This is a genomic window from Acinetobacter sp. A47, assembly GCF_000805455.1.
Classification (GTDB): domain Bacteria; phylum Pseudomonadota; class Gammaproteobacteria; order Pseudomonadales; family Moraxellaceae; genus Acinetobacter.
The window spans coordinates 46977-71182 of the sequence record NZ_JSUS01000027.1; the positions used below are offsets into that span (position 1 = coordinate 46977).

At 44.0% G+C, this 24206-nt stretch carries 22 protein-coding genes; 12 read left to right on the forward strand and 10 right to left on the reverse strand.

What is annotated here, in order from left to right; genetic code table 11:
* Nucleotides 1-127: 127 nt before the first annotated feature.
* On the forward strand, nt 128-1909 hold the full coding sequence (locus tag OC23_RS06045) for an acyl-CoA dehydrogenase C-terminal domain-containing protein (protein WP_038343559.1): 1782 nt from the start codon (nt 128-130) through the stop codon (nt 1907-1909).
* Between the two features lie 119 nt (nt 1910-2028).
* Nucleotides 2029-2526: a phosphate-starvation-inducible protein PsiE gene (locus OC23_RS06050; RefSeq protein ID WP_038343560.1), complete on the forward strand. Its 498-nt coding sequence runs from the start codon at nt 2029-2031 to the stop codon at nt 2524-2526.
* Between the two features lie 42 nt (nt 2527-2568).
* Here the strand turns inward: OC23_RS06050 and OC23_RS06055 are convergent, their stop codons facing one another.
* Both OC23_RS06055 and OC23_RS06060 read right to left on the reverse strand, forming a co-directional pair.
* Nucleotides 2569-2940, reverse strand: a complete 372-nt coding sequence (locus OC23_RS06055) for an RcnB family protein (protein ID WP_038343561.1) — start codon at nt 2938-2940, stop codon at nt 2569-2571.
* 152 nt (nt 2941-3092) lie between these two features.
* On the reverse strand, nt 3093-3584 hold the full coding sequence (locus OC23_RS06060; protein WP_038343562.1) for an RcnB family protein: 492 nt from the start codon (nt 3582-3584) through the stop codon (nt 3093-3095).
* A gap of 178 nt (nt 3585-3762) precedes the next feature.
* Between OC23_RS06060 and OC23_RS06065 the strand changes: the two genes are divergently transcribed.
* Nucleotides 3763-4200 carry a hypothetical protein gene (locus OC23_RS06065; protein ID WP_038343685.1) on the forward strand — a complete coding sequence of 146 codons (438 nt, stop codon included), beginning with the start codon at nt 3763-3765 and terminating at the stop codon, nt 4198-4200.
* Nucleotides 4201-4263: 63 nt separating this feature from the next.
* Here the strand turns inward: OC23_RS06065 and OC23_RS06070 are convergent, their stop codons facing one another.
* From OC23_RS06070 to znuD, 3 genes are all read right to left on the reverse strand, one after another.
* Nucleotides 4264-5628: a hypothetical protein gene (locus OC23_RS06070; RefSeq protein WP_038343563.1), complete on the reverse strand. Its 1365-nt coding sequence runs from the start codon at nt 5626-5628 to the stop codon at nt 4264-4266.
* A 101-nt stretch (nt 5629-5729) separates the two neighbouring features.
* Nucleotides 5730-7193, reverse strand: a complete 1464-nt coding sequence (locus OC23_RS06075) for a phospholipase D family protein (RefSeq protein ID WP_171194759.1) — start codon at nt 7191-7193, stop codon at nt 5730-5732.
* 118 nt (nt 7194-7311) lie between these two features.
* A complete protein-coding gene (znuD, locus tag OC23_RS06080) occupies nt 7312-9366 on the reverse strand; it encodes a zinc piracy TonB-dependent receptor ZnuD (protein ID WP_038343565.1) in 2055 nt (684 codons plus the stop codon).
* 137 nt (nt 9367-9503) lie between these two features.
* Between znuD and OC23_RS06085 the strand changes: the two genes are divergently transcribed.
* The 5 genes from OC23_RS06085 to OC23_RS06105 all read left to right on the forward strand — a co-directional run bounded on the left by OC23_RS06085 (nt 9504) and on the right by OC23_RS06105 (nt 14254).
* Nucleotides 9504-10274: a DUF4184 family protein gene (locus OC23_RS06085; protein WP_038343566.1), complete on the forward strand. Its 771-nt coding sequence runs from the start codon at nt 9504-9506 to the stop codon at nt 10272-10274.
* A gap of 147 nt (nt 10275-10421) precedes the next feature.
* Nucleotides 10422-12203 (forward strand): aspartate--tRNA ligase, encoded by a 1782-nt coding sequence (gene aspS, locus OC23_RS06090; protein ID WP_038343568.1) that lies wholly within the window; start codon nt 10422-10424, stop codon nt 12201-12203.
* A 125-nt stretch (nt 12204-12328) separates the two neighbouring features.
* Nucleotides 12329-12550, forward strand: coding sequence for a hypothetical protein (locus OC23_RS06095; RefSeq protein WP_038343570.1), 222 nt, complete (start codon nt 12329-12331; stop codon nt 12548-12550).
* 5 nt (nt 12551-12555) lie between these two features.
* Entirely contained in the window at nt 12556-13422 is an 867-nt protein-coding gene (locus OC23_RS06100) for a lysophospholipid acyltransferase family protein (protein ID WP_038343571.1), read from the forward strand.
* A gap of 49 nt (nt 13423-13471) precedes the next feature.
* Nucleotides 13472-14254 (forward strand): glycosyltransferase family 32 protein, encoded by a 783-nt coding sequence (locus OC23_RS06105; RefSeq protein ID WP_038343572.1) that lies wholly within the window; start codon nt 13472-13474, stop codon nt 14252-14254.
* Between the two features lie 48 nt (nt 14255-14302).
* Here the strand turns inward: OC23_RS06105 and OC23_RS06110 are convergent, their stop codons facing one another.
* On the reverse strand, nt 14303-15022 hold the full coding sequence (locus OC23_RS06110) for a putative nucleotide-diphospho-sugar transferase (protein ID WP_038343573.1): 720 nt from the start codon (nt 15020-15022) through the stop codon (nt 14303-14305).
* A 118-nt stretch (nt 15023-15140) separates the two neighbouring features.
* The gene (locus OC23_RS06115) at nt 15141-15935 is read right to left on the reverse strand and encodes a glycosyltransferase family 25 protein (protein ID WP_038343574.1); all 795 of its coding nucleotides are present in this window, start codon (nt 15933-15935) and stop codon (nt 15141-15143) included.
* Nucleotides 15936-16245: 310 nt separating this feature from the next.
* On the opposite strand from OC23_RS06115, the gene OC23_RS06120 reads away from it, so the two are divergent.
* The 3 genes from OC23_RS06120 to OC23_RS06130 all read left to right on the forward strand — a co-directional run bounded on the left by OC23_RS06120 (nt 16246) and on the right by OC23_RS06130 (nt 20199).
* Complete coding sequence (locus OC23_RS06120) at nt 16246-17151, forward strand: glycosyl transferase (protein ID WP_038343688.1); 906 nt, start codon at nt 16246-16248, stop codon at nt 17149-17151.
* A 100-nt stretch (nt 17152-17251) separates the two neighbouring features.
* Complete coding sequence (locus OC23_RS06125; RefSeq protein ID WP_038343576.1) at nt 17252-18145, forward strand: LPS biosynthesis protein; 894 nt, start codon at nt 17252-17254, stop codon at nt 18143-18145.
* A 107-nt stretch (nt 18146-18252) separates the two neighbouring features.
* The gene (locus OC23_RS06130; RefSeq protein WP_038343578.1) at nt 18253-20199 is read left to right on the forward strand and encodes an acyltransferase family protein; all 1947 of its coding nucleotides are present in this window, start codon (nt 18253-18255) and stop codon (nt 20197-20199) included.
* Here OC23_RS06130 and OC23_RS06135 read toward each other — a convergent pair.
* The 3 genes from OC23_RS06135 to OC23_RS06145 all read right to left on the reverse strand — a co-directional run bounded on the left by OC23_RS06135 (nt 20196) and on the right by OC23_RS06145 (nt 22938).
* The gene (locus OC23_RS06135) at nt 20196-21107 is read right to left on the reverse strand and encodes a glycosyltransferase family 32 protein (RefSeq protein WP_038343579.1); all 912 of its coding nucleotides are present in this window, start codon (nt 21105-21107) and stop codon (nt 20196-20198) included. The genes OC23_RS06130 and OC23_RS06135 overlap by 4 nt on opposite strands.
* 70 nt (nt 21108-21177) lie before the next feature.
* Entirely contained in the window at nt 21178-21936 is a 759-nt protein-coding gene (locus OC23_RS06140) for a glycosyltransferase family 25 protein (RefSeq protein WP_038343580.1), read from the reverse strand.
* A gap of 3 nt (nt 21937-21939) precedes the next feature.
* A complete protein-coding gene (locus OC23_RS06145) occupies nt 21940-22938 on the reverse strand; it encodes a Stealth CR1 domain-containing protein (RefSeq protein WP_038343582.1) in 999 nt (332 codons plus the stop codon).
* A 375-nt stretch (nt 22939-23313) separates the two neighbouring features.
* Between OC23_RS06145 and OC23_RS06150 the strand changes: the two genes are divergently transcribed.
* Nucleotides 23314-24198, forward strand: a complete 885-nt coding sequence (locus tag OC23_RS06150; protein WP_038343583.1) for an ATP-grasp fold amidoligase family protein — start codon at nt 23314-23316, stop codon at nt 24196-24198.
* Nucleotides 24199-24206 lie beyond the last annotated feature (8 nt).

Below are 24206 nucleotides of genomic sequence, written 5' to 3' on the forward strand. Positions count from 1 at the left end.
AAAAAGGACTGGTCAGTTTTGACCGTCCTTTTTTTGTTTAATCAATGCTAAATTGATACGATTCAATTTATTTGTTCGTTTTATTTGGTCACTTTGCACATCCTGATGTGCTTAAAAAGGAACGATTATGCCAATTTACAATGCTCCTCTAGCAGACATGAAATTCATCTTGAATGATGTATTTAAAGCAGAACAATTTTGGCAGGCTAATGAGAAGCTGGCTCATGTGGACGCTGCAACAGCTGAAGCAATTTTAGAAGAAATGGCAAAGTTTGCCCAAAACGTGACACATCCGTTAAACCGTACGGGTGATGAAGAAGGTGCACGTTGGGAAAATGGCGAAGTATTTACACCAGCAGGTTTTAAAGAAGCTTTCCGTCAATATGCTGAAGGCGGCTGGATTGGCTTAGGTGCAGACGAAGAATGGGGCGGTCAGGGCATGCCGAAAATGCTGACCGTGCTGTCTGATGAAATGCTATTCGCAACCAACCCGTCATTCATGCTCTACCCGCTGCTTTCTGTAGGTGCAGGTATGGCCTTAAACAGCTATGCATCTCAAGAGCAAAAAGAAACCTATTTACCAAAAATCTATTCGGGTGAATGGTCAGGTACCATGTGCCTCACCGAGCCACATGCAGGTACAGACCTCGGTATTATCAAAACCAAGGCTGAACGTAACGACGATGGTAGCTATAACATTACCGGTACGAAAATCTTCATTACTGGCGGTGATAACGATCTCGCTGAGAACATCATTCACTTGGTTCTTGCGAAAACCCCTGATGCACCTGCAGGTTCACGTGGTATTTCGTTATTTATCGTACCGAAATTCTTGGTGAATGAAGATGGCTCTTTGGGCGAGCGTAACCCGGTAGGGCCAGGTTCAATCGAACACAAGATGGGGATCAAGGCATCTGCGACTTGCGTCATGAACTTTGACGGCGCCAAAGGTTATCTAGTCGGTAAAGAGAACGAAGGCCTTGCTGCCATGTTCGTGATGATGAACTACGAACGCTTGTCGATGGGTATCCAAGGTCTCGGTGCTTCTGAATTTGCATATCAAAATGCAGCACAATATGCGACTGACCGCCTGCAGGGCCGTAGCGCATCTGGTGCTCAATCGCCAAACAAGCCGGCAGACAGCATTTTGGTACACGGTGATGTACGTCGTATGTTGCTCAATGTACGTGCCAACAACGAAGCCTCTCGTGCGTTTGCAGTCTATGTGGGTCAACAGCTCGACATCACCAAGTTCTCAACTGATGCCGAAGCGGTGAAGAAAGCCAACGATCGCGTTGCACTGTTAACACCAATTGCAAAAGCGTACCTCACAGACACGGCGTTCCAGGCAACCTTGGATGCACAAATGGTGTTTGGTGGGCATGGTTATATCCGTGAATGGGGCATGGAACAATGTATCCGTGATCTTCGTATTGCTCAAATTTACGAAGGCACCAACGGTGTTCAGTCGCAAGACCTGATTGGCCGTAAGACCATTAAATGTGGTGGCGCGTTCATTGCAGAATATATCGCTGAAATCCGTGACTTTGCCAATAACCTGGATACCGACCTGAACTTCATTAAGGATGCAACTCTAGATGCTGCAACTGAAATTGAAGCCATCACCCAGTTCATTATTGAGCAAGCAGCTGAAAATGCAGAATTCCCGAACTCTGCTGCCGTTGACTACTTACATGCAGTCGGCTTACTCAGCTTTGCCTATATGTTTGCAAAAATCGCTGCTGCGGCAAAAGACAAGTCAGGCGACTTCTATCAAAACAAACTTGCCTTGACGCAATACTTTGTTGATCGTATCTTGCCAGAGCTGGATACCCGTCTGGCCAAGATCAAGGCCGGTTCTGACCTGATCATGAACTTCAGCGAAGATTACTTTACCAATCAGGCTTAACCCAGATTTAATCCAAAAACTGCCTCAATCCAGGTTGAGGCAGTTTTTTTATGTCTATAATAAAATCAGCATAAAACTTGCATATTATTCCACGCATCATGTTGAGCAGATAAATCGCCATGTCGAATCCCAAAGAGAAACTTGAAGGCTTACCCCGTTTACTTGACCGTTTTGGGCACTATGCGGTTGAAGCCTTTCATTATTTAGCCCTGTTTATTATCGGCTGTATGATTGCATGGTCCGCCGTACATACCGTGATTGAAATCCTGACGGTTAAACAGTACGCCACCATTGATGACATTTTGCTGCTGTTTATCTATCTGGAACTAGGCGCCATGGTCGGGATTTATTTCAAGACCAACCATATGCCGGTGCGCTTTCTGATTTATGTCGCCATTACCGCACTGACCCGTCTACTGATTGCCGATATTCAGCATAACCATAAAGCCTCCATGGATCTGGTGATTACCACAGGCTCTATTCTGATCTTGGCGATTGCAATTTTGATTGTACGTTTTGCGTCATGGAACTACCCTTCCGTGATTCGCGGGAAAGATCAGGAACAGCAACTACCGGCCCACAAGACACCCCGGCCACAAGATGATGAACTGGCATGAATAAAAAAAGCAGGCTGATTGCCTGCTTTTTGATTCCCCTGTTTAAGCCACTCTAAATACACGATATTTAGAGTCGACCAAGACATATTTACCTTGTACCTGCATCCAGTGATAACCACGTGGCGGCTCATATAGACGATGGTAGCGATAATTGGAGATCACATAACGGTTACTGCGATATTCTGAAGGTAAACGTTCGCCCCGTTTAAAATTGATCCGCTGCCCATAATGATTGCCACGGTCGCCATTCGACCAGCGTGGTTGTTCGCGATGATCATGTCGATGGTCATAACGGTCATAGCGATAATCATAGCGGTCTTTATGATCATGATTCCAACGGTTTGAATCTGCCATGGCAGAAGCAGACATGCCTAACATTAAGGTTGATACCAACAATACTGCTGTCTTTTTCATTGTTTGATCCTCGGTTTTTCGATCTGAAACCAGATTAAGAAAAACTCTGGGAGAAAGCATGAACAAAACCCGCGACATTGCAAAGCTTTGTAATGAATGGCAAGAAATTATGGAGAAGCCAGTCTATACCGGACTTTAACCTTCATTTAAGATCAGCGAATGATCTCAATGGTAAAGTTATCGTCGGTTACCAGCAGATAACGCCCGTCAATCATGACCCAGTGCCGACCGCGAGGCGGTTCACGCAACGAATAATCCCCCCAATCCCGCAGCACGTAACGCTCGCTACGGAACTCGCCCGGTAACGCATTGCCCACCACAAAAGACTCGCGGCGATAGCTCCGCTCATATTGTGTGTCTGGATAATATTCGACACGAACACCCGGCCGGTGATGCGAATGCGGATAATCTTTATATTGATAGGGCTGATAATAATAGCCTTTCGGTGGCGCTGCCGGTGTAGCACGCTGATTCGAGAACGCAAACGGATCTTGCGCAGGCGGCGGATAGGCCGGCCTCTGCTGATGATAAGAACGGCGCTCTACCCCGCTATAACCACCCCACGCATTGTCGGCATGGCTCATCACCGGGAGACCGCCAAGCAGGCCGACTAAGCCATAGATATAAAGTTTAGTGTGCTGCATCATGCTCTCCCAAACCCAGAATATGTTTTCATTTTAGAATAAAAAACGGGTGCTACGGTGATCATCCTATTTTTTCCGATTAACTGCTTAATTGCATGGATAGAACGCAGCTAGCAGTAGCTTGGCGTAGATATGTTAGAATCTGTTTTTTGGTTTTGAGGCAACATCTGTGGCTGAAATGAATTTTGATCGTCTCTATCAATTTTTCTGTAAAGTGCCGAGCATACAAGAATCCCGCATTGTCGCGCATGGTGCAGATGGCCAGCATGCCTGGTGGTTTAAATTCAATATTGATGTTGAGCATCCGCTAGCCTGGCAAACAGTGCAGGAACTTGGACATGTCCTCAATTATTTATCCACCAATGAACGTTTACCGACCCAGTTTTTCCCGGTATCACCACCGCCCTATATGAACGGTGAAGCCAAAGATTTTCTGGCCTGGGTGATCCAGTGTAATCATCCTGAATTTAGCCCGGATGTGGTTTGTGACTGGCTAGAGGCGCGCTTACCGAATCCGGTCGATGATGAAAGCCAGTGGAAAATCAAAACCGATTTAAGTGAACTGGAGCAAATGGCCGATAAAGATCTGGATCAGCTGATTCCACCGAGTCCTTAAACATTTTTAACAACACGCTTCTCTTTAACTGAATGCAATGCCTTGTAAAAGTTAAAGAGAAGTTTATTTAAGCCAATTTTTTATGCCAGAGATCAGCCGCTGTCTTAATTTTGGCTGTTCTGCATTTTCATCAAAAAGAGCTGCTATTTGCGGTTGTACCTGTGCCTCATAGTGCTCTGCTGCAGCCGGGACAGCCAGCGAAAAAATCCGGTCCCAATGACTGCTTAACTGCAAGTTTAATTGTAACTTATCAGCCAGTTGGTGATTCTCCTGAATCCCAAAACCTCCCCGTAAAGCGACCACTAAAACCTTTTTTACACTCTGATCAACGCTGCCATACTGAAGTGCCAGTTCTGCCCACTGCGCCTGTTCATGCTGTTCCGTTAAAGCCACCAGCCATTCAATGGCTTCAAGGCAACCGAATTCAGCCGCTTGTTTAAAATAATGCTTTGCCTGTTCAGGTTGATCTTCTGTGTAATAGCGTCCTTTTTCATACAAGGCCTGTGCATGTTTATGTTCAGCGGCCAAAGTAAAATAGTGCTCAATTTCTTCAAACTCAGCATCACTGAGATCTGTTTTTCGGTCCAGCTCATAAGCATAGGCATACATTGCAACCGGATGCTTCAATGCTGCTGCGGTTTTGAGGTAGTCCACATAAGTTTCGGTCATTCTCGACAATTGCAGCCATGCATCCGCAGCTCCCCGGTCAGCCTGTTGTTGATAAAAAAGCTGTCGCCACTGCCACAATTGCGCCCTATTTTGTTCCGAAATATAATCAGATACATCACTGCGAAGAAATTCAACAATTTTCTGGATCTGGCCTTGTTGTAAAGCGTGCTCCAGTTCCCGCATCAGATCGTGCTGTGCGCGCTCGAAATGAGTGCTCCATGTCTCGGCATCATACAGCCCCAGTTGCTGTAATTCCTCATCATCACATTGTGACAGATACAAACTGGCACTCAATTTTTCTCCTTGCTGCCACGCCTGATACAGATAAGGTATGGTCTCGAGATCTGGATAAGAAACCCCGTGTTTACCTTTGATGAGTAGTGCCTGAGTATTTCCCTGGGCAATTAATTGATCGGTGATCTGCTGTAATTCGTCATGCAGTTGATCAATATCATCTTCATCATAGTATGTGGTATTAAAAATTAGCCTTTGCCCTCGCATCAGGGAAAAAAGCATGATGATCGCTTGGGTATGACCTAAACGGGCAGCGCGTAGCAGATATTGGTCCCGATAATACAGATTAAGAGGCAACATGCAGTCACCTCGATCATGGTCATAAAACAGGGCAAGTTCAAAGAATGCGTGTGGTTGTTGCTGCTCAGCCAACACCTTGAATAATTCAATGGCCTGAACGGTATCAATCAGAACCTCTTGATTACCGTAGCTAAATGCCAGGGCCTGTTCTAATGTTGCAGTCATTTATTGTTATCCGGTTTTTATCTTATCTAGCTATTGAATACATTCATATTCAGCATATGAATGTATTCAGAAGCTTCCTATCAGCTTAAATGTAGCGCCAATTAGAAGGTCGAGAGACCCGACCACTCCATAAAACGGTAAATCCAGTATTTTATCTTGGATTCATCGGCATATTTTGCATAATCCACCGTGATCTGACGGGCATTGGCGTTGCTCCATGCGGCATCAAAGTACTGTCCTGCATCTTTAAATACCGGCGCTTGTGCCGAACCGAGCACCCGCATATCGGTCTCAAGATTATAGTTTTTCAGGTTGCGTGCGGTCAGGTTGGCAGAACCGAGAATGATTTCAGCTTGCTGGGCATTGTATTTCAGCAACATCTTGCTATGGCACTGTTCACCACGCGTATCGCACCAGCGGATTGGAATACCGGCAGCATTGAGCTCCGATGCCACCTGACGGTTCGGCATGCCATTCTTCTGACGGCCAAATGCGTCCTTATTCGGGTCGATCATGATCCGGATATTGACCCCACGTTGTTGCGCCTGTTTGAGGGCTTCAATAATATTGCGTTCCGACAAATAGAACATGGCCATGTCCAGATGCTCATTGCGCTTTGCCGTCTGAATCATGTTCAAGATAGCCGTATAAATGGCTTTTTCAGTCAGCACTTGTACCTGAGGCAAGGTCTTGTCTTCGCTTAAGCCACCCATAATTACAAATGGACTGGAACCTTGCGACATGTTGGCAACCGCCTGTTCAGTTTGTAAAACATCAATCGCAGTTGGCCCATCCACCACCAGCGCCACATTACTATGATGCGAGCTGCCATCGTGTGGGTTGGCCGAGGTCACCAGACTTTTCCAGCCATCCACCGTATCAACCACCAAGGTTTTACGATGATTGGCCTTGAAATTGAATAACTCCAGATAACTGCGCAAAGTAATCTTATCATTGCCAAACGGACTGCTTAACCAGCCCCCCTCAGGATTATTGCCCAGATTTTGACAGCAGATATACCACAACCCAGACCAGAGCGGATTAGAGGCACGCAATGGTTTTAAATCGGTTTCAATCACATCCACACCTGCTTGACGCAATTGCAGATAATGTTTTGGTGTCATGCCACCATACACCGAATTGATCGGATCGGTAATCACCACAATTTCAACATTGGGATGCAAGCGACGCTTCACGATCAGCGCATCAGTCAATTCTTGCATCAGAGGCAACTGTTTCACCTTAGAAGCGCCGACTTCCTGATTAAACAGGAACATATCCAGCACAATGGTGGTCTGGGCCTGATCAATCAAATGGAAGACTTCCTTGAAAATATGCTGATCTACCTGTTGCTGGCCTTGGGCATCGATATAGGTCTGATCGGCTAAAAATTTCACATTGGCATGACGCAATTGCCCGGTAAAATCCAGCCCTTTCGGGAGTGGTTTTACTGTGTGATAGATTGCCGAAGCAATGTACCCAATCGCAAAAATACTCAATATGACTGCCATGTAACGTCGACCTGACCAGTTTAATTTTCGATGGATTCGTTGGAAGATGCGCATATAAACAAAAAAAGCCCTAGCCGAATAAAAATCTCCCCAGCCCTCTTTATCAAAGAGGGGGAACTTTATGTAGGCTAGAGCTTATACTTTGATTTTTCAATAAGATTTAAGTGAAAAATTAGAAGTTAAAATTCACCCCGACAGTGAAGTTACGGCCCACCTGTGGAATGGTCGACAAGAATGATGCATGCTGATACACCTGATCATCCAGCAGGTTATTGGCATTGAAATACACACGATAATCGCCGACATTGCTGTATTTACCGGTATACGCCACGCCCAGATTCAACATGTTATAACCTTGGGTATCGGTTTCATACGCTGCAATCTTGTCTTGCTGGAACACATGGTAGTACTCGGCCGAACCGCTAAAGCCATCCCCAAAGTCTGCATTGATCTTGGTACCTAAGCGTCCAGCCGGCACACGCGGTGCATTTTCATTGTCGATCTTGCCACGAACATAATCACCAAACACACTGACTTTATACATGTCCGAGATCTGGTAACCCGCTTCCGCCTCTGCACCATAGAAACGTGCCTGATCCTGGGTATATTTCACTAAACGGAAATCTTTATAACGGTCTAGCGTTTGCGCATAGATATAGTCATCAAACCAGTTGTGATAGACATGCACATGGTAGTCAAACTTGTCATTGTCATAATGCAACCCAAGCTCGACATTATTGGATTTTTCTTTCTTCAGCTGATCATTGCCCAGTTCATAGGTATTGGTGGCAAAATGTCCGCCATTGGCATATAACTCTTGCGCCAGCGGTAAACGCTCCTGATGTGAGGCAACCAGAGAAAGTTTATAGTCTGGTGCAAACTCCCAGTTGGCAGCGCCCGAAACAGAAAAGGCTGAACCGTCAAAATCTTTTTTGCTTGAGTCCTCAATATCAATTTTCTGTTTTTCTGCACGAGCTGCCAGTTCAACATGAACATCATTAAATTGTGCATGCTCTAAGCCAAAGATACTCCACTTCTTGGTGGTGTTCGGCGCCAAGAAAGCTTCTTCACCAGTCAGTTTCAGTTTTTGCTGACCATATTGCGTACCAATTACCCCTTCCCATGGGCCAATCGGATTGTGTACCAACTCTAAACGTCCATCATAGCCCTTGTTCTTAAAGCGAGTGGCGATGGTGTCTTCTTCAATTTCATCATGTTGATAATCGGTATAGCTGGCTTGCGCACGTAACTTTTTAAAGCCGGCAAATGGATCATTCAATTCTGTGCGCACATCATAACGCTCAGATTTCAGGTCAATCCACGGTCCTGCCTCATGGGCATGATCATGGTCATGATCGTGATCGTCCTCCCCATCATGATCATGTTCCCCACAATGCAAACTCAAACCGTGTAAATGGCAGCTCTCGTACTCATGGCTATGTCCCGGCAAGCCATACTGATCCTGGCGGTTGCTATAAGAAATTCCGGTAAAACCGCGATCATAAATCCAAGATAAGCCAACATTGACGGTTTCGCCTTTGGCAAAGGTATTGCCGACACGGCGCTCTTTCTCACCTTCATGGCGATAGTCAGGTGCGATATAGTCATTGGCTTCACGTTTCAGCCCCTCGACCCGTAACGCCACCTGATCACCCAGCCCAACCGTGACACCTGCAGTTGCCAGCTTTTCATCACTGCCGGTGTTGTAACGTAAACCGACATTCCCTTCGTAACCTTTTTCCGGCATCTGGGTCGGGATTTTGCTGTCATTAACATTGACCAGCCCGCCAACGGTTCCCGCGCCAAATAATAAGGTAGATGGCCCGCGAATCACTTCCACCTGCTTGGCCAGTGCCGGATCGACCGTAACTGTATGGTCAGGAGACAAGGTCGAGACATCAATATTTTCAGATGAGTTTTGCAGAATCTTGACACGTGGCCCGTCCTGACCACGAATCACAGGCCGGCTAGAGCCCGCACCAAACTGGTTTGAATAAATACCGGGCTCACTGCCCAGCGCCTCACCAATGGTGACAGCCCCCTGTTGTAAACGTTTTTCATCTACAACCGTGTCGGCTACTGCAAAATCTTTTGAGGTCTGCTCAAGCGGATGGGCCTTGATACGGATCGTGTCCAGAGTTGCCACCTGTTCATTATCTGCGGCAAAGGCAGATACGGATGCGATGGCTAAAATAGATAAGGTCAGGATATTCTGCTGAAATGACATACCATGTCTCGAATTGGTTAATCTTTGTTTTGTTATATTATAACATTTCATTTATTTTGCAATAAAAAACAGTCTGCCAGAAATCATTTGCTACACTGCCTTTTCATATTTGTCATAAATGGTTATGCCTCCACGATATGCCTTTTACGCTTTCCCATGCGGTGCTTGCTCCACCTTTATCCAAACTGAGTCAGGGACATTTACCGGTAGCAGCCTTGGCCATTGGCTGTATGACCCCCGACCTGTATCGATTATTTACCCCAGACAATATCGCCTTAACCCATCAATGGTCAGGTATCTTATTTCCGAACCTGCCGATCGGTCTATGCTTTTGCTTATTGTGGTATTTAATTTACCGGCCTGTGCTTTACCGTTTTCTGGGGGTACAGGATTCATGCAAGCTGCATTCATTTGAACAAATAATCACTTTTATATTAATGAATTGCTTTGCCATTATTTTAGGGACTGCCACGCATTTAATCTGGGATGGACTCACCCATCTTGATGATCGTAGTTTTGCCTTTAAAGAAATTCTTTCCCAAAACGTCGACTTATTTGGTTTTCATTATCCACTGCACTTTATCTTGCAGATTGGCTCATCCCTTGCCGCCTTACCCTTCATCGTCAGGATGAGCTGGCATTATTATCAGAACCACCGCACCAACCGGCCAGTCGCCCTCTCTATCCAGCGGTTTGTCTGCTTCAGCCTGCTACTGTCCCTGCTGACCGGGCTTTTTTCTGTGTGGGATTATAGCCGCCATATCCATAGCGATGTGTGGAACAGCCAGCGCTATTTCTTTATTGGCAAATCCATTAACGAGTTTACCCAGGCAGGCTTAAGCGTATTCACGCTGGCCTGTCTGTTATTCCTGATTTTGCAGCGAACGGGACACTTCAAATCGGCTTAGTCAGCGTGATCTGTTGTTTTCAATTCGCTTGAAAACATTAACACTTGAGACAATACGTTCAACAAGGCATAATCTCCCCTTCATTGGTGGTGCGCTGTTTACGCATTCACCGTCTACAGCCAATATAGTTTGGATACATAATTCAATATGATGCGCACTCATTACTGTGGCTCTTTAACTGAAGCCCAAATCGACCAAACCGTAACCTTATGCGGATGGGTTCATCGTCGCCGTGACCATGGCGGTGTTATTTTCCTGGATATGCGTGACCGTGACGGTTTAGTACAGGTCGTCATCGATCCTGATACTCCGGAAGCATTCGCAACAGCAGATAAGGCACGTTCTGAATTTGTATTAAAAATTACAGGCCGTGTTCGTCGTCGCTATGAAGGTACTGAAAATGCCAACATGGTGAGTGGCCAGATTGAAGTTTTAGGTAAAGAAATCGAAGTTCTTGCAGCTTCCGATACTCCGCCATTCCCTTTGAATGACGAAAACACCAATATTTCAGAAGAAATTCGCTTGAAATACCGTTTCCTGGACATCCGTCGTCCGGAAATGCTGGAGCGCTTACGTTTCCGCTCTAAAGTCACCAACCTGATCCGTAACTATTTTGAAGATCATGGTTTTCTTGACGTTGAAACCCCGATCCTGACACGTGCTACACCAGAAGGCGCACGTGACTATCTGGTACCAAGCCGTGTTTCAAATGGTAGCTTCTACGCGCTTCCACAATCACCACAGCTGTTCAAACAGTTGTTGATGGTCGGTGGTATCGACCGTTATTACCAGATTGCCAAATGTTTCCGCGACGAAGACTTACGTGCAGACCGCCAGCCTGAATTTACCCAGATCGACGTTGAAACATCGTTCATGAGTGACGATGACATCATGGATCTTATGGAAGGCCTGACGGTTAAGATGTTCGATGAATTATTGAATGTAAAATTCGATAAGTTTGAACGCATGACGTATGCAGATGCAATGCGTGACTATGCATCTGACAAACCGGATATGCGTATTCCATTGAAACTGGTTGACGTTGCAGACTTGATGCAAGACGTTGAATTCAAGGTTTTTGCTGGTCCTGCCAAAGATCCTAAAGGTCGTATCGTAGCTTTACGTGTTCCTGGTGCTGGTTCATTGCCACGTAGTGCAATTGATGAATACACCAAATTCGTCGGTATCTATGGTGCAAAAGGTCTGGCTTACATCAAGGTCAACGAACTGGAAAAAGGCATTGAAGGTCTTCAGTCACCAATCGTGAAATTCATCGAGCCAATCGTACTTGATCTATTGAAACGTGTAGGTGCCGAGAATGGCGACATCGTGTTCTTTGGTGCAGATAAAGCCAAGATTGTAAACGATGCAATGGGCGCACTTCGTGTCAAGATCGGTCATGATCTGAATCTTGCAACGTGTGAGTGGGCACCGCTTTGGGTGGTTGATTTCCCGATGTTCGAAGAAACAGATGACGGCAAATGGACCTCTGTTCATCACCCATTCACACTGCCAAAATCAAGTGTTGAAGAAGTGAAGAACAATCCGGGTGAAGCACTTTCTGTTGCCTACGACATGGTATTGAACGGTACTGAAATCGGTGGCGGTTCACTGCGTATCTATACGCTGGAAATGCAAAAAGCCATTTTTGAAGCGTTAGGCATTGGCGAAGAAGAAGCCGAAGAGAAATTCAGCTTCTTATTGAATGCATTACGTTATGGTGCGCCTCCGCACGGTGGTTTGGCATTCGGTCTTGACCGCTTGATCATGCTCATGACAGGGGCCTCTTCGATTCGTGATGTAATTGCATTCCCGAAAACCAAGACTGCTGAATGTCCGTTAACTCAGGCGCCAGCACCGGTTGAAGCCAACCAGTTACGTGACTTGGGTATCCGTTTACGTGAAAAACCAAAAGCTGAAGAAAAATAAACCCTGAGTTTATGCTTCAACAAAAACCCTGCGCGCTGCAGGGTTTTTTTATAATACCGAGTTTTACTTTGAGATCATGTCCGCTAATGGCATAATAGACTGCTTTTTATTGAGAGGTCAGTCTTATGGCAATGCGTCCTGATGTACGTCGACACACGATTGTAATTATTGTGTTTTCGCTTGCTCAATGGTTCTTTATGCGTTACATCCTGGCAAATGAACTTTTCAATATGACCACCAACCAGCGTATTTTATATTTCTGTGTCAGCAGTCTGGTAGGTGCCTTACTGATTTTTGTTGCATTAATCTACATGGTGCTGAAAGGCAATTCGGATAAACAAGACTAAGTATCATGTCGTTTTACCCTACTCTGCTCCGTATTTTACCTTTGGCCGTTTTGCGAGGCATCGCAAAAGTGGCAGCCTACTTTATCAATCAGAAGCCTGAGAAAAGTATGCTGTGGAAAACCAGAGTCAACATTAAACTGGCTTATCCGGATTTAAGCCAGCCGCAGCAGGAGCAACTGGCACGGGAAAGTGTAACCAGGCAGTGCCTCAGCTATATTGAATCAGGTAAATGCTGGGCCATGCCGCCAGAGTGGAGCATTCGCCAGATTCATACCGTGCATCAGCTGGAAGTCCTGACCGAGGCACTCAGCGATCCGCGTGGCGCACTGATCATCACGCCACATCTGGGGACCTGGGAGATGATGAATGCCTGGGTACACCAATATGGTATCCCGACCATCATGTACAAGCCCATGAAAGATTCAGGCTTTGATCACTTTGCCTTACATGCACGTCAACGCCTCAATGCTACGCTGGTTCCAACCGATGCCTCCGGCGTAAAGGCTTTATTTAAAAATCTGAAGCAAGGTGGTTTCAGTGTGATTTTACCCGATCATGTGCCAGACCCGTCTGGCGGTGTCGTGGTGCCTTTTTTCGGGATTCCCTGCCTCACCAGTACGCTGGCCAGTAAAATGGCTCAAAAAACCCAATGTCGTTTAGTTGGGCTAAGCTGTTTCCGCCGTGCAGATGGTGAAGGTTTTGACGTATATTGCGATGACCTGAATGATCCGGCTCTTTATGACCGGGACATCGAGGTTGCAACCACGGCACTCAATCAGGCAGTTGAGCAGATGATTAACCGCTTTCCTGCTGAATATATGTGGGGCTATAAACGGTTTAGAGGAAATCTTGAAAAAGATTTTTATCAATAAAATGAGTGAGCGGCTCAATTCACTCGCCATCGCAAAAACTGAATAGCTTATGATTCCAAAGATTATCCATTACTGCTGGTTTGGAGGAAAACCTCTCCCTCCTCATCTGCATCAATATATTGATAGCTGGCACAGACATTGCCCTGACTGGGAATTCAAACTCTGGAATGAAGAAAGCTTTGATATTGAAAGCCATATTTTTCCAAAGACAGCCTATCAACACAAAAAATATGCTTTTGTTTCAGACTATGTACGGGCGTGGGCTTTAAACGAATTTGGTGGCGTCTATCTTGATACGGACGTAGAGTTAAAGTATCCGCTTGATGAGTTTTTGCAATATGAAGCATTTAGTGGTTTTGAAGCAGCCAACCTCCCCTTTACTGCAGTTTGGGGAGCTATTCCTCAACATAGTTTGACCCGGAGTGTTCTCAACTATTATGACAACAAAACCTATTCCGGACACGAACCGCCCAACACGGCCTTTATCTCGGATATAATTTCCAAACAGTTCAGGATTGATAAAACCCGAGATACCAATCAGACCGGTTCAGATGGGCAACATAGCTTGCATATTTTTGCTTCTCACTATTTTTGTCTGGATTTACCTGCGAACTATGCAACCCATCATTTTATCGGTTCCTGGCTAGAAGATCAGCGTGGCAAAAAACCTTATAAACAGCAACTGCACCACAAATACCATTATCGCCAGCTCGACGATGATTTTTTACTAGAGAAAAGACAACTCAAAAACCTGGCAAGCAAGCTTAGCTTGTCTCAACTCTTTATGATCATTCGCTATTTTATTCGTTCAAGGGTTAAAGCCAGGAAATAAAAAAAGCCCTAAACATATTTAGGGCGCTTGAGTAGTGATTGCGAAGAATTAGATCAGGTCATCAATCGTCAACCGAATATCAATGCCTAATCGCTCGGCACGACTATTCACGACATTATGCCGGCTCACAATCTTACGTGTGCTTTTTAGCAAGAATGGAATACGCATCAGCCATTGATGGATGGCATTTCGACGCTGATATTTATCAATCCAGCGCTTATCACGGCTTGCCTGTAACTGTTCAATGATCGGTTCAACACGATCACCATAAGTCCGTCTTGAAGTATCGAAGATAAACGTATAGTTTGGCGGCAGTTTATTCAGGGTAATCCGTTTTTGTTCGACCCACTCATCCACCAGCTCTTGCAACACCACCTGATCCCAACGGTCGGGCTGTTGTAATTGCCGGCGTTCCCATTCGTCCATTAACAAGCGGGCATTGGGTGTATCATTAATAAATACCGTACTGCTAATCAGACGGTTATCATTAATATAGTGAACTGCAATGTCCTCTTGAAGTGATTCAAAAAACGGACGGATATCTTTTAGAATAATGGCATCTGCATCAACAAATAAAATTGGTCCTTGCAGCTCTCTTCTCATACGTGCAATAAAAGTTGGCTTGAACGCGATGATTTTTTGCCAATCATCTTTTGAGAATTCACTAAAATGAACGTTGATGTCAAACTTTTCGGCCGAGCGTTGTAGAATTTGGGCATGCTTTCTATATAGCTTATCATCAGTATGAAAGCCAAAAATTGTTAGCATAAAAGGCCTATGCACCATGAGAAAATAAATCGAAGTTTATCTTAGTTTTTCAGTCCGCTTTAGTCAATAACAAAAGTATTTACCAAAAAAATAAAACATTAAAATTCAACAACTAACATCATTTAAAATTAATCTTAATGATAAATTCAGCCCGCATTAAGCGTCTAAACTGGGTCGTGATACGCATGAGCTCTTTCATCATTTTATCTTTGAACATCAATTTCTTGCTGATACGGCGTGTAGAGCCTTTTCTGAGTTTACGCTCATTTGACAACGAGCTGGGTAAACTTGTCTTCTCTCTCATCAGGATAAAATCCTGAACACACACTGCCGGAGACATCTGGTAAATTTTATATGCGCCATTTTCCAGATAATCTTTAAACATGATATGGTCGATCGGAATCAGCTTTTGATAACCCTGAATAAATGCCAGCAAGTCTTTGGCACCCTGTTTGGAAAGAATATAACCTCCAGTCCCCATATGCTTGGATTTAAGCGTAAACAGTCTTCTGTTCAGATTTTTGAGTAGTTTCAACTTCATTGAAGCGACTACCTCCGGATAGAACACCTCCACTTTGATAATGTGTCCATCCTCAGGAATCCAGCTATGATGAGAAAGGATCTTTCCGGCATCTTCTCCCAGGTGAATATCATCTTCAAAGATACCGATAAAATCCAGATCTAAATCGATAGCCCGTTTCCACAGCATGACATGACTCAGCAAACAGGCTATTTCTCCCGGTCTTAAATCGGTATGGCGAAGATCTATGGATAACGCTTCAGCAATCTGATGAATTTTATCGGGCGTTACCGCATCAAAAAAATCAAAGTTTATCCCAAACTTACCAAATTCTGATGAAATGTGTTCACGGCGCTCATTTGCTGAGACGAGGCTAATAACATAATTCTGCATAACGCTAACTGAATCGACCACATGATAAGAAAAAATACAATGGCAGAATACTGTTTTTTTATCCTACTGTATATATCGGATATGGCCCTACGGTAACGACAGATGCTTTAATAAACTAAATAAACCACTGATATTCATAAAATTAACTTAACAATCTACACACAAGAATCAGATAAAAACTTTACACACACTGGAAAAGTTAAAAGCGCTATAATAATTGGATGTGTTGAATCTTATTCTGCAGTCGCTCAAAGATAATTTAGATTTTCTTGCTGCATCGACTCTTAAAATTGATGAAAAGTGTGTAGATATGAAAAGCGAAGTCATTAAAATTTTTGTGGGTTGTGATCCAAACAACTGTGATCTGGAACAAATGATGGTACTGGATTATAGCGTTCGCAAGCATACTCAACACCCGGTTGAAATTGTGTGGATGCAACTCAGCCATAATCCGGACAGTCCATGGTATACCAACCAGGAAACTCACGAAGGCTGGCACACAGAAAAATGGGCGACTCCTTTTTCAGGCTTCCGCTGGGCGATTCCCGAGTCGTGTAACTTTCAGGGCCGCGCAATCTACATGGATGCCGATGTAGTAGTGCTATGTGATATTGCCGAACTGTGGGCACACCCTAAATCAGAAGAGGCAATCGTTATTGCAAAAGGTGGCAAAAATTCAGCACGCCTATGTACCTGTGTCTGGGATTGCGAAAAAGCCCGGCAATATCTCCCATCTTTAAAAGAGATTCAGGCAGACCCGGACAGCCATAAAAAGCTCATGCAGCTTTTAAAGGATAAACCGGAACTCGTGCAGCCTTATCAGGATTCATACAATAATATTGATGGGGAAGGTCTGGGAATCGAGCAAATTAAAATTTTGCATTATTCAGATATGGGCACCCAGTTCAGCCATAAATATTCATTGCCTCGCCTTGCAGCATCAGGTCAAAAACACTGGTTTGATGGAAAAATCATGCCTCATCCTCGCGAAGATTTAACCCAGCTTTTTGATCAGTATTATCAGGAAGCCCTCGCGGCAGGTTATCGTCCGGAAAACTATACCGTAGCACCTTTTGGCGCATTTTCTAAAGCAACTCAAGTGCATTATCATGGCAACAAGGTGACCCGTCCGCAAGATGAGAAGAGCTGGTTGACACGTTCTTTAGACAGCCTCAAATCCAAATTCAAGAAAAAAAGCTTTTCTCTAGATGACTAAACCAATGGGGGGAATGTCGCCCGATGCTGTTCCCCGCTTATATCCGGTTTCAATCTTTATGGCATTAATTCCAACCATTGAGTGATAGACGAGTTTTTAAATGCTTCCTTCCTTTCCAGATTCCTTGTTACGAAACATTTATAAATTCATCTATAAAATCTTTTACCCTAAAGCCTACAAACACAACCGCCGCTTCTGGCCACTTTATCGCGCCCAACGCGATCAACAGGCCCGTCTGGAAAAAATCTATTATAAAGAGCAGCTCATCTCGGACAACTTGCTCAGTATCCCGACCCCCAACCAAAAATGCATGCTGATTGCGACCGGCCCATCAATACAGCAATTACCAAAAGACATTTTTCAAAGAAGCGATATTGATTATATTGGCGTAAATGGCGCAATCGCTCTGGAAGGCCTGCATTTCAATACCTATATTATTATTGATCATAATTTTGTTGAATGCCGGTTTGATCTGGTACAAAAAGTTTTAAAATCAGACTGTACTTTTTACACCACGCCCCGCTGTCTGGACATGATTTTAAGACGCGTTAAATTTCAGGATATCTGCTGTAAATTCAAAACAATAGAAACCATTACCCGAGATATAGTGGAGGTTTTTCTCGATAGAGCAACACCGGTCGATAAAAATAATCCAAACTTTTATGTCCGCAATGACTTTGGTTTTTCCAGAGATGTGTTTAGCGGAACATTTGATTACTTTACTGTAGCCTATGTTGCATTACAGGTGATCTACTCACTGCATTATCAGGAAATCTACATTGCCGGTTTGGATATGAGTGATTTTTCCAAACCTCGGTTCTATGAAACGGCTGATAATAAGCAGCCGACGCTACTGGATACCCATATGGCAACCGTTCTGGAGGCCTTCGATCTGGCGGCGGCTTTGTTTCAAGAAGACCAGATCAAGGTTTTTAACTTATCGCCAAACAGTGCCATCCAGTCTTTCAATAAAGTGTCTGCAGAAACGATTTAAAGATATTGAAGACAATGTGAAGAAACGGCTTAATAAAATATACAATACAGTTAATCCCTATTTAATTAAACGCTCATACAATACCAATTTTTCATAGATATTATTGCATGAGCGTCACCAACTTTCGGTCTGACATTAATGGATTAAGAGCTTACGCTGTAATTTTTGTCGTACTTTTTCACTTCCAGATCACCGGTTTTGCAGCTGGTTTTTTAGGCGTCGACATTTTTTTCGTCATTTCCGGCTACCTGATGACGAAAATTATTCTTGAAAATCTGCAAAAACAACGCTTTTCATTAAGTGATTTTTATCTCGCCAGAATAACCCGTATCTTTCCAGCCCTGCTATTTCTGGTGCTGGTCTTGACCATAATTGGCTGGTTTATCTTTATTCCCGAAGACTATAAACGTTTTGCCAAAGATGCACGTTATAGCTTGATGTTTCTTTCCAATAATCTCTACTATGCGCAAGCTGGGGATTATTTCGCGATAGATGCCCATGAAAAAGCCCTGTTACATACCTGGTCTCTTTCTGTAGAGTGGCAGTTCTACCTGTTATTCCCTGTTTTGCTTGTGCTTTATTACAAGCTCAATAAGGGACTAAAGCATGTCGGAATATTTTTAGGAATTCTATGTGTTGCATCACTGGGCTACTGTATCTATCTCACCCCGAAAGATACGATGTATGCCTTTTTTAAGTTATTGACCCGTGCCTGGGAACTGATTGCAGGCGGACTGGTTTATTACTACTTTAAGGATGTGCAACTTTCGTCGACTTTAAAAAAGCTAAGTGAGCGAGCAGGTTTCCTGCTCATACTCGGCAGCTTGGCATTACTTAACCAGAATACCCCCTGGCCCGGGAGTGCTGCCTTGCTGCCTGTCGCCGGGACCATGCTCATTTTGATTGCAAACCGCCAGGATTCATGGTTTACCCGCTTAACCGTTATTCAAAATATCGGGAGTGCTTCTTATTCTATTTATTTATGGCACTGGCCCGTTGCCTTCCTGCTCAATTACTTTTTTATTCCTCATCAGTTTTTCAATCTAGGCCTCGCGCTCATTCTTTCATTTATATTGGGATGGCTGAGTTATAAATATATTGAAAGCAGTCGCCGTTTTGTCCAGCAATGGGATAAGAAAAAGCTGTATGTTTTATTTTTTGCAATCATTGCAGTGGCATACTTTTCTTATAAATATATCAGTCAGGACGGGGTTCAAACCCGCGCAAGCCACACTTATCTGGCTAGTGCCGAGCCTATACAGATGCCAAGCACATCAAATGGCTGGTGTTTCTATGACCTTAAAACCCATCCAGATCTTGCTGTTGGTACACAGGGGCTCTCCTGTTATGTCGGCTCCAAAGCCCCAGAAGCCCAAAAAGCCTTATTGTTTGGTGATTCATTTGCAGGACATAACAGCCCGTTTTGGGACACCATCGGGAAAAAGCTGGACTTAAAGGTGCAAACGGTTTCGACAAACTGGTGTTACCCAAGCTTAAATGACAAGTTTACAGGTGATCGATTATCAGCCTCCTACCAGCAATGTTTATTTAACCGTAATTTCTTAGCGCATCATATGGATCAGTATGATGTGCTGATATTTGCCGGACGCTGGTCGGATATTGTAGGCCAGAGCCAGCAACAAGGATTTGCCGAGCTGCTAGCAATAGCAGAACAACATCATAAAAAAGTCATCGTGATGTCCGAGCCGTACGCCTTTAATAAAAATATCAGTTTATTATTTAAGCGGGCACTTTGGCTTGACCGGGATTTTAATCTCAATAACTATCTGGACAATATAAAAGCCAGACAGCAAGTACAAGCCACGGCCATCATTAACGATATCGTGTATAAGCATAAAAATACGCTGCTATTAACCCGTAGCGATCTATTTACACCGGATCATATGGCTAACCGCAATACACCGTACTCTCTGGATGGCCGGCATTTGTCCATCATCGGTTCCTTAGAGTCTGCACGTTATTTTGAGCATCAACCCAAATATCAGCATCTAAGGCAGTTTGTTGCCCAGCCGGCTTTAGTCAAAAGTCCTTAAATATCAAGCAATGAGCCATTAAAGTACATGTTTTTAGTATGATAATGGCTCAATATTCCCCGCTCCTTGCCAGCAAGCTTGATCAACCGTGGCATTTGCGCAGGTGGATAATGAATTGCCATATCGATCAGCACTTTCTCTTTTACCCATTGATTTTTCACTTGAAAAAACAAGGCGTTTTTATCGCAGTTAATCAGGCACATACTAGGCAAATGCTGGCGCATGACTTTCTGGCAGGCCACATATGCCACCAGATATTCCAGACGGCCAATATGCTGGAACAAGTCCTGATAATGAGGTTCGGTTTGTTTTAATTGTTGCAGATAGGCTTTGGGAGTCAGTTCAATTGCCTTAGCCAGTTCATCAAACCAGTACTTGAAAAACGGATTTTTTTCCGTGCTTGCCAGTAACCAGTTTTCCAGTACAGGATAGGCTTTAAGCGTGGTATTTTTGGCACGATAATAGGCAAAACTGTCGGTATGGGTCTTTGTGACCAGTTCCTGTATCCAGTCCAAATGCTCATAGACAATAATACTGGCGTCCAGCCAGATACCGCCATATTGATAGATCAGCTGAAAACGGATGAGATCGGCTTTTTGCTGGGGTGTCGCCTGCGGAAATCGGGAAAAATCAATATCGCAGAAGTTCTTGACCGTATCAGGCGTAAGAAAATGAACCTCATAATCAGGATTTATCTTTTTCACCTGCTCTACACACTTTTCTACAAATCCGGCCACCGGGCCTTCCCAGTACATCCAGATTTTCTTGGGAATAACCGCATCAGGAGTGACCGGATTGAGTACAATCAAATCTGCTTCATTGTCGATGGCTGGATTTCCCCCTCTCTTCTTGTTCGAATACATCGTATAGAACTTCAAGAGATAGAATATTTTTTTAAATATTTTCATACAGGTTACTCAGCCATATCTTCAAACTACCTCAGCTTTTTACTCAGGTGATTTGCCCAGACAATATGAATTAAAAATAAAGATGCTTGAATGCATAAAAACGATCACGCCACATACGTTTCTGTTTTTTCAAGCCATGAGAGGCATCCCGTTTTTCCAGATCCTTACGCTGGATGCCCTGCGTTGCAACAGTCCCCAGAATATCGCTATCCAGACCGGCAGGTTTTACAAAAGGCTGCCAGACCCCAAGTCCTTTACCGTTTTTACTGAGCCAGCCCTGAAAGAAAATATCGACAGGTACATGAATGTTTTTTCCAAGCTTCACGAACTCTTCAGCACCTTTTCTCGACCAGACCAGACCAACGCCACGGATGGGGAAATAATAGGCATGCCATAAGTGATAGCCTTCCAGCTGGATAATATCCTTGGCAAGCTTTTTCTTTTTCGCTGCGAGATTCACCACATACCAGTCCAGCGCCGGATGTTGCTGCAAGTAGTTTAACAGAGCTTCCATTTTCTTTTTAAAATCAGGCAGAACCTGAATATCATCTTCCAGTACGACCAGATAATCGGCATCGGTTTCCAGAAATTTCTCTGCACAACCATAATGACTCAGATAACACCCCAGCTCCGAATTCAGCAGGCTCCGCCCTAAAATCTGCTTGGCTGCCGCATCATCATACTGTTTAAACTCGGATAAATCCTTGCCACGGCCATCAAAGGCTGCAAAGCGAATAAACGGCCAGTTCTGCTGCTGCAACTGTGCCGTTGCACTGGCCAGACGTTGATCGCTGCCATCCAGATTAATCAGATAGGTTACAACTTTCATTTTTTATCCTTTGGCCGTTTCAGCCAGTAAAACCTGCGGTATATAGCCAGCCAATTTCTGGTTCAATGCCAGATAAATCTGGTGGGCCGCGTCTTCGCTCAACTGATCCAGACTTTGCATACAGCCATATTTAATCTGCGCATTGCCCAGACTGTGCAAGAAGCTGTCCAGACTGCTTTCATTTTTCAGATAGGCAATTTCAAGATCGGGTTTTAACAGCGCTTCATCCTGCTGGATTTTCAAATGGTTCATCAGCGAGATCGGATTGACCTGCTCTACACTACGAAACTTGTACTGGATCTGCTTTTGCAAAAAAGCAGGATGGGCAAGTAAATAATCACGCAAGATCCTGCGATCCACCACATGCGGATAGTGATGAATTTCAAAAAAGCGTTTGAATCCAAGCCTATCTGCCCCAAGCATCTGTGCAATCATGTGCTTCGGCTGAACCGGCTTGGCAAAATACTGGTTTAACAATTTGCGGTACCAGAGCTTGGCCCTGAGCATGAAACTACTTTGCCAATGCCCGTATATCACCATTTTGTGATCAGACAGGATATCGTCTCTTTGGGCGGGGGCATTAAAAAAGAAATCATCATTCAAGTAGAAAAAATAATCTGACAGCCCATCAATATTCCAGAGCATGGTTTCAATTGAACGGGTATTGAAAGTCGGTAGGTATTGTTCATAACCTGAGAAAATTTCCCGATGATCAACAATCCTGATCTTGTCGGCCTCACAGATACCATCCGTGACAAAGTCCTCAATCCATTGCGGCTTCTGCCCATCGGTCACAATATAAATATGACGACAGAAAGGAACATATTTTAAAATGGATGCAACGTTATAGTAAATTTCATGGTTGCTTGCAAAACGTGTATCACTCACGGCATCAGAAGCCTGTGTTTTGCCCTGATACTGTAGACGTTTCTGCTTCAATTTCGGGTCATTGCCATCAACCCAGGCAATCACCACATCAACCGGTTGCATCATTTCACTCATCAATTCACTCTTAAACCATTAAAAAGCACGAAAATACGGCTAAAGATGTTTAATCTAATGGCCTATGATAACATTACTGCTTTGAGTACAGGCAGTCTCTTTTCGTAATGCTTGCAGTATTGCTGAGTCCATCATTTCATATAAATCAAACTATTATCTTTATCCAGGGTTTTATCCCCTTGATGGTTTGATTCAGCGTGCACATTTCTGTTTGTTACCGATTGCGTTAACATTCGCTTAAATCTCACAAACCTTAACAAAATCAAACCTTTTGGAATCAGTTAGTAAAAAAATATATTACTTTTTTATTAGACGATTTTCAGCGGTTTTACTATAATTGTCGACTAATTTACTCGGATTACACCTTTTTTAAAAATGATTAACTATGACTATTTTGAATACCAAGCAAAAGTAATCAGAACCAGATTTGTCTCGGATAAAAAATATCTCACCAAACGTTTTATGTGTAAGTTGGGCTATGCCCCTGACTTTTCAGCTCCAAAAAGTTTCAATGAAAAAGTAACAGCGCGCATGATTTATGAGCGGAGTCCGTTTTTTACCAAGTTAGCGGATAAATGCGCCGTCAGAGATTTAATTTCAGCAAAAGTGGGAAGTGAATATCTGGTTCCTCTGGTGGGAGTGTATGCCTGTGCAGATGAAATCGATTTTGAGCAATTACCCAACCAGTTTGTGTTGAAATGCACCCATGACAGCGGCAGTGCCAAGATTTGCCGTGATAAAAGCAAACTTGATGTCGCCACGGTCAAGGCCAAAATCAAGAATCACATGAAAAAGAACATGTATTTCAGGAAACGCGAGTGGCATTATAAGGACATCTGCCCCAAGATCCTGATTGAACAATATGTTGACTTATATGTTGATCCGGCGACCCGGGCCACCATCACCACCTGTCGGGTTCATTGTTTTGAAGGCCGTCCGGAATATCTGGAAATCGATGTACAGGACGCTCACGGCAACGACTATTCAAACATGTATGACACCGAATGGAACTTGCAGCCATTTCGCGTCGATCTCAAGGAAAACTCGCCAAATGCCTTGGCCAAGCCCGCACAATTGAAAAATATTGTTGAATTATCGGAAAAACTCTGTTTCACGTATGGTTATAGTCGGGTAGATTTCTTATTATCTCAGGATCACGTTTACTTTAGTGAAATTACACTTACACCAAATGCAGGACGAATGGTCATTACACCAGTAGAATGGGATTTAAAACTCGGTTCACTCTGGCTATCCTATTAATCGTCCGT